The organism is Mesorhizobium sp. M8A.F.Ca.ET.021.01.1.1 (assembly GCF_003998025.1).
Classification (GTDB): Bacteria; Pseudomonadota; Alphaproteobacteria; order Rhizobiales; family Rhizobiaceae; genus Mesorhizobium.
Map to the genome: position 1 here is coordinate 1 of NZ_RZSJ01000339.1, position 6,554 is coordinate 6,554.

Annotated in this window: 6 protein-coding genes and 1 pseudogene; 2 read left to right on the plus strand and 5 right to left on the minus strand. The window is 62.9% G+C overall.

Annotated features, from left to right (window positions below):
- From EOA36_RS22990 to EOA36_RS23005, 4 genes are all read right to left on the minus strand, one after another.
- On the minus strand, window positions 1–691 hold a 691-nt coding region (locus tag EOA36_RS22990; RefSeq protein WP_127279551.1), incomplete at its 3' end, for a biotin/lipoyl-containing protein.
- Window positions 692–694: 3 nt separating this feature from the next.
- Window positions 695–1,693, minus strand: coding sequence for an alpha-ketoacid dehydrogenase subunit beta (locus tag EOA36_RS22995; protein ID WP_127279552.1), 999 nt, complete (start codon window positions 1,691–1,693; stop codon window positions 695–697).
- The gene (locus tag EOA36_RS23000; RefSeq protein WP_127279553.1) at window positions 1,693–2,721 is read right to left on the minus strand and encodes a thiamine pyrophosphate-dependent dehydrogenase E1 component subunit alpha; all 1,029 of its coding nucleotides are present in this window, start codon (window positions 2,719–2,721) and stop codon (window positions 1,693–1,695) included. The genes EOA36_RS22995 and EOA36_RS23000 overlap by 1 nt, the downstream gene beginning before the upstream one ends.
- 2 nt (window positions 2,722–2,723) lie before the next feature.
- On the minus strand, window positions 2,724–4,052 hold the full coding sequence (locus EOA36_RS23005) for an NAD(P)H-dependent oxidoreductase (protein ID WP_127279554.1): 1,329 nt from the start codon (window positions 4,050–4,052) through the stop codon (window positions 2,724–2,726).
- A gap of 302 nt (window positions 4,053–4,354) precedes the next feature.
- On the opposite strand from EOA36_RS23005, the gene EOA36_RS38385 reads away from it, so the two are divergent.
- Both EOA36_RS38385 and EOA36_RS23015 read left to right on the plus strand, forming a co-directional pair.
- On the plus strand, window positions 4,355–5,017 hold the full coding sequence (locus tag EOA36_RS38385; RefSeq protein WP_281040074.1) for an acyl carrier protein: 663 nt from the start codon (window positions 4,355–4,357) through the stop codon (window positions 5,015–5,017).
- Window positions 5,018–5,188: 171 nt separating this feature from the next.
- Window positions 5,189–6,088 (plus strand): hypothetical protein, encoded by a 900-nt coding sequence (locus EOA36_RS23015; protein ID WP_127279555.1) that lies wholly within the window; start codon window positions 5,189–5,191, stop codon window positions 6,086–6,088.
- Here the strand turns inward: EOA36_RS23015 and EOA36_RS23020 are convergent.
- Window positions 6,075–6,554, minus strand: a pseudogene (locus EOA36_RS23020) (phosphodiesterase); the annotation flags it as partial. The gene EOA36_RS23015 and the pseudogene EOA36_RS23020 sit on opposite strands and share 14 nt — an antisense overlap.

The following is a 6,554-nucleotide window of genomic DNA, read 5'->3' on the forward strand; positions in this document are numbered from 1 at the left end:
TGGTCTTGGCCTCGACCAGGCGCCGCGCGATGGTCTTGCGCATATTGTCGTGCGGGACGAGTTCATAAGAGCCTTGCTCGAACAGCTTCAGCACCTGATCGTCCGACATCGCCTTTACTGCCGGCGCAGATGCGGCAGGAGCTTCGGGAGCGACCGCCGGAGCCTCCCTGGCGCCGCCCTTCGCAATCGCCGCATCGATGTCCGCCTTGACCACACGGCCATGCGGGCCGGTGCCTGATATGGCTGAAAGGGTGAGACCCGCCTCGCGCGCCAAGCGGCGAGCCAACGGTGTCGCGCGTGCGCCCGACGGCGATTGGCCGATCTCCCCCCTTGTGGGGGAGATGCCCGGCAGGGCGGAGGGGGGCGCCTCGCTCCCGGCAGTTGAAAGGACATCGTGCTTCGTCGCGAGGGGGGAGACTGGCGCCGCGTCCTGCTTGGTCCCATAAGCCTCGCCGTCGGCATAGATCCAGGCGACCGGCGCGCCGACCGGAATATCGAAGCCTTCCTTGCCGGTCACGTCGCGAAGCACGCCACTGGCAGGCGCATCGATCTCCATCGCGGCCTTGTCGGTCTCGATCTCGAACAGCACGTCGCCCTTCTTGACCTGAGCGCCTTCCTCGGCGAACCAGCGCGAAATCTGTCCGGTCGCCATGTCCATGTCGACCTTGGGAAGAATGACTTCGGTCGGCATGTCTCAGCGAACCCCTTTCACGAGGTCGCGCGCGGCGATGATGATGTCGGGAACCTGCGGCACCGTGGCCTTTTCCAGCTCCGGATTGTAGGGGATCGGCGTTTCCGCGCCGCCCAGTCGCACGATCGGCGCATCGAGATAATCGAACGCCTCGCTCTCGGCGATCATGGCGCTGACCTCGGCGCCGATGCCCAGCGTCTTGACGGCTTCGTAGACGCACATCAGCCGCGACGTCTTCTTGACGCTGTCGATGACGGTCTGCTTGTCCATCGGCCGGATGGTCCGGAGGTCGACGACTTCGACGTCGATGCCTTCGGCCTCCAGCGTGGCGGCGGCGTCAAGCGCCTTCTGCACCATGATCGAGGTGGCGACGATGGTGAGGTCGCGGCCCTCGCGGCGGATGTCGGCCTTGCCGATCGGCACGGTGTAATAGCCTTCCGGCACCGGCCCCTTCATCTTGTAGAGCAGCTTGTGCTCGAAGATCATGACCGGATCGGGATCGGCGACAGCAGCCAGAAGCATGCCCTTGGCATCATAGGGTGTCGCCGGCTGGATGACCTTCAGTCCCGGCACATGGCCGAGCCAGGCTTCCAGGCTCTGGCTGTGCTGCGCGGCGGCCCCCGTGCCGGAGCCGGCAGGGAAGCGCATGACGACAGGCACTGAAACCTCGCCGCCCAGCATGAAGCGCATCTTGGCGGCCTGGTTGACGATCTGCTCCATGGCGAGCGTGGCGAAATCCGAAAACTGGAATTCGAAGATCGGCCGCATGCCGGTGACGGCAGCGCCGACTGCGACGCCAGCACCACCCAGTTCCGAGATTGGCGTGTCCAGCACCCGGTCCGCGCCGTAACGATCGACCAGGTCGCCAGTGACCTGGAAGGCGCCGCCATAGACGCCGATATCCTCGCCCATCAGGAAGACGCGCTCGTCCATGTCCATGGCGATCGCCATAGCTTCCTGGATCGCCTGGGCGTAGCTCAGTTCACGCACCATCGCGTCCATCACGCCTGCTCCGTATACACGTAATTTCCGGTCTCGCTGACGTCGGGCGAGGGGCTCGCCTTGGCGAACTCGATGCCGTCGGCGATCTCTTGCGCCACCGCGTCGCGGATGGCTTCGATGCCCTTGTCGTCGATGAAACCGAATTCCCGCAACTCGTTCTCGAACAGCGTGATCGGGTCGCGGTTCGACATCCAGTCCTCGATCTCTTCCTTGGTGCGGTAGCGGTTGCGGTCGCTCTTGGAGTGACCGCGATGGCGGTAGGTCTTGGACTCGATCAGCGTCGGCCCCTCGCCCGCGCGTGCCCGCTCGACCGCCTTGTACGAAGCCTCGGCGACCTCGGAGAAGATGTTGCCGTTGACGATGACGCCAGGCATCGAATAGGCGGCGGCACGGTCGGCGATGTTCTTGACCGCGGTCGACCGGGCCGTCGATGTCGACATGCCGTAGCCATTGTTCTCGCAGACGAAAATGACAGGCAGCTTCCAGACCGCCGCCATGTTGAGCGCCTCGTGGAAGGCGCCCTCATTGTTGGCGCCGTCGCCGAAGAAGGAGACGACCACCTTGCCGGTCTTCATCATCTTGGAGGACAGCGCGGCGCCAACCGCGATCGGAATGCCGCCGCCGACAATGCCGTTGGCGCCGAGATTGCCCTTGGCGACATCGGCGATGTGCATCGAACCGCCGCGGCCCTTGCAGTAGCCCGTGGTCTTGCCGAAGAACTCGGCGAACATGCGCTTCACTTCCGCGCCCTTGGCGATGCAATGGCCATGGCCTCGATGCGTCGAGGTGATCTGGTCATCCTCGCCAAGCGGCATGCAGATGCCCATGGCGCTGGCCTCCTGGCCGATCGATAGATGCATGGTGCCGTGGATGAGGCCGCGCGTGTAGCTTTCCTCCGCGCCCTCTTCAAAGCGGCGGATGAGGTACATCTTGTAGAGCACCTGCTTCAACTGCTCGGCGCTGTACTGGCGATAGACGAAAGGCAGGTTGGCGCGGCTGTCCGCGACGGCTTTGCTGGCTCCGGCCATGATCACGCCTCCACGGTTCCGTAGACGAGCTTGTCCTGGCGGGCGCGCAGTTCGGCGATCTTGGAGCCCGGAGCCGGGGTGGCATTGGCGTAGGTGATCAACTCACCCTTCTTGATCGGCGCCGTCACCGAACCGCCCTGCAGCAGGCCGCAGGGAATGGCCCTGACGGCATGCGCTTCCGGCGCCGTCATGATCCAGGCGCGATAGCAATATTCGCCGATCGCATCGAGCTTCTCGCCCGGCTGCATGTCCTTCTTGGCAACCGCGGCCACTTCGGCCACCGGCTTGGCCAGCGGCACCATGTCGGCCTTGCCGTAGAGCACGACGCGGGCGCAGGTCAGAGGCACTTCGAGCGAAGTCAGGTGATAGGGGCGGTGGAAGGTGAAGTACGGGCCCTTGCCCATCTTCAGGTCTTCCATGCGCTCCGAGATGCGCGGGTGGGACATGTCGGCGACGACGAAGACGCCCGGCGCGACGCCCTTGCCGATCGAATAGTCGACGACGCCGACCCTGGACAGCACGCCGCCATCCTTCTGCGGCACCAGGACCTTGTTCAACTCGCCAAGCGTCGCCGCAGGGCCATGCATGCCAGCCTTGTCCGGCACCAGTCCGGTGGCATTGGCGATCGCCGCCATCTCGACCATGGTCTTCGAGCCGTCGACGAACTCGACCAGCATGCGCACGTTCATGTGCCGGCGCCTGGCCTCTTCCTCATAGGCGGGCGGCGTGGCGTCGATGTTGAGCGGATTGTTCTTGCCCTTGCCGGCGGCGACGATCGGATGGCCCATCGCCGAGACGAATTCGATCAGCTCCATGCAGGAGGACGGCTCGTCGCCGGCGCCCAGCGAATAGGTGACGCCGAGCCGGTCGGCTTCGCTCTTCAGATAGGCGCCGATTGTGACGTCGGCCTCGACATTCATCATCACCAGATGCTTGCCATGCTCCATGGCGCGCAAACCGATCTCGGCGCCGACGGCGGGAACGCCGGTGGCATCGATGACGACGTCGATAAGATCATTGTTGATGACCAGGCTGGCGTCATTGGTGACCGCCACCTTGCCGGCTTCCATGGCAGCCGTCATCGCCGAAGCGTTCGACACTTCGCGCGCATGGCCGGTTTCCTGGAAGGCAATGTCCACCGCCTTGCTGGCGGCAGGCAGGTTCAGCTCGGAGATCGCCCCGATCTCGATGCCCGACATGTGGGCGACACGGGTGACGATGTCGGTTCCCATCTCGCCCGACCCGATCAGGCCGATGCGGATCGGCTTGCCCGATTTGCCGCGTTCCTCGAGATCGCGAGCAAGGCCCGTCAACGAAACATTGGAAGCCATACCGCTCATTCCTCCCATAATGCAGGCTTGTTCAATTGCCTGACGGGTATTGAACATCTGTATTTCTGTCAAGACTAATGTCCAAAATCTGCGTGTTTTTGCAGCACTTTCACAATGCGTCCAGCACAGCAGAAAAAGCCGGTGGAGAGCCGGCAAAACGCGTAATTCCACATTGCCGTGACGAGACTGCACGCAATGGCGGCGCGCGTGCGTCCCGTCCCATGGCGCACAGGATACTTGTTAGGAGCCGTTACCCTGCGTAAAAGCGTTGGCAGTGAACATGCATCGGTTAGGGGCTTCCGATGAACGTGCAACAACGGGTTGGACCTGTGGCAGTGCCAGGCGATGGCCCGGCCCATGCGATTGCCGGCATCTTCGCCACGGAGTTGGGCGTACCGGCAGTCGGCTTCGACGACAATTTCTTCGATCTCGGCGGCGATTCGCTGATGGCGGAGACTTTGGTGCTTGCCGTGCAGAAGCGGTTCGGCGTCAAATTGCAGACCTCGGTCCTGCTCGAAGCCCAGACACCGCGCGAATTCGGCCGCTTGATCGCGTCGCTGGTACCGGAGCATCCGGCCCGCGAACTGATCGTGCCGGTGTCCGGCAGCGTCGGCCAGGAGCCGATCGCGATGATCCACGGCATCACCGGCTCGGCCTTGTTCGCCAATCGCTTCAGCAGGCGTCTGAAAGACAAATACGCGTCCGGCACGACGGGCGATCCAGAGGCCTACACGCAGTCGCATGAGGCGCTCGCCAGGCGCATCGCGGCGCGCCGCGGGGTGGTGGAGGGAACCGCCAAGCGATTCCTGACGCCGATGGCCCTGTCATACTCGGCAATGCGCCACCAGGTCCTGGGCTATCTGCTTTACGGCGCAATACTTGCAGCAATGAAGGGAATGGCGCGCAATGCGCGAAAGATCGCAACAAACATATCAACCCCGTGCAGAGCCCGGATGGCGTTTTAGCGCTACGATGTCGCGATTGATAGCGGCCGCGACCAGATCAGGTTGAAATACAGCATGCGTGTACGGACCAGCCGGTGGTCGCGAATTCTCGCGGTTCAAGACCAGGGTTGTGGGAAGATGGGCTTCGTCTTATGAGCAGGCATCCGATTTTGGAGCAATGGCGAAGTTTGCATGAGCTGGAAGCCGGCCAAGGGCCTTGTTGATCTGCTGAACCACAACTGGCCTGTCAGAAAGGTCAAGGCTTTTCGCAACGCATTGATTGAGCGTGATTTTCGCGCGCGCGGCATTCCCGAAGGCCTGAAATTCGCCGAGGAGTTGCGGCAAACCGGCTCCCAGCGCTTCTGCTTTGTCATTGCCTTCAATACGCCCTGGGTCATCGATGCGCTCACCCGCGCCTGGCATTTGTATTCCTCGGGAATGACGCTGGTCGTCGTTGACAATTCATCCGATCGATCAGCCAGGGTGCGTATTGCGGACATCTGCCGGGAGCGAAAAGTCACTTATTTCGGTTTGCCTCGGAATCGGGAAGGCCATCCCAACCGGTCGCACGGGATTTCCATGAACTGGATCTTCCACAACGTCGTTCGGCCATTGCGGCCGGAGCTTTTCGGATTTCTGGATCACGACTGCTTTCCGATCGCCCGCGTGGACATTCCCGCAATGATGGAGGGAAAAGTCGTCTACGGCTCAAAGCGCCCAGCGCAAGCGGACCCTGAAGCCTGGTTCATGTGGGCTGGGTTCTGCTTCTTCCGCTTCAGCGCCGTGCAAGGACTGGACCTGGACTTCACACCGCGTTTTGTCAGCGGAATGGACACCGGCGGCGGAAACTGGACGCTGCTGTATCGCGGGCTTGCTGAGAACGATGTTTCGGATGCACAGAAGACGGCAGCCGATCTCGACTATGGTGGGGTAGAGGCGGACCATCGCATGCTGGGCGGCGCTTTTTTTCACATCGGCGGCGCCTCGCACAGAAAACTGGTCATGACCCGGGAGTACCGGCGGCTGATCTCGGACCATGTGTGGGAGACCCACCTCGGCGGCGGCGAAAGCCGCCTCGTCAAGGACCCTTGACCGGCTCGGGCTGGCCGGCCCCAAAATCGTGGAAATGTACCACCACCCCATCCGCATCGATGAAGATGACAGCATAGGCTGGCGGCTCATGGCCCAGCCGCCAGCTGTCCGAAAAATCCAGTGCGCTCTGGTGGTTGGTGCTGCGCAGCGTGCTGACTGGTATGCCGCGCCAGCTGCCGGCGATCAGCCTGTGAACATGGCCGGCGAAGATGTGGCCGACATTGCTGTGGCGCCGGAGAATGTCATGCAAGGCATCGGCGTCGGCGAGCCTGACCTCGTCAAGCACCGGCATGTGGATCCGGAACGGCGGGTGGTGCATGAAGAGGAAAGCCGGCCGGTCGCGCGCTTCCTGCAGCTTCTCGTCGAGCCAGTCGAGACGGGCCGCGCACAGCCTGCCCTCGACATGTCCGGCGTCCAGCGTGTCGAGCAGGATCAGGCGGCCATCGCTGCCATCGAAGACGCTCTG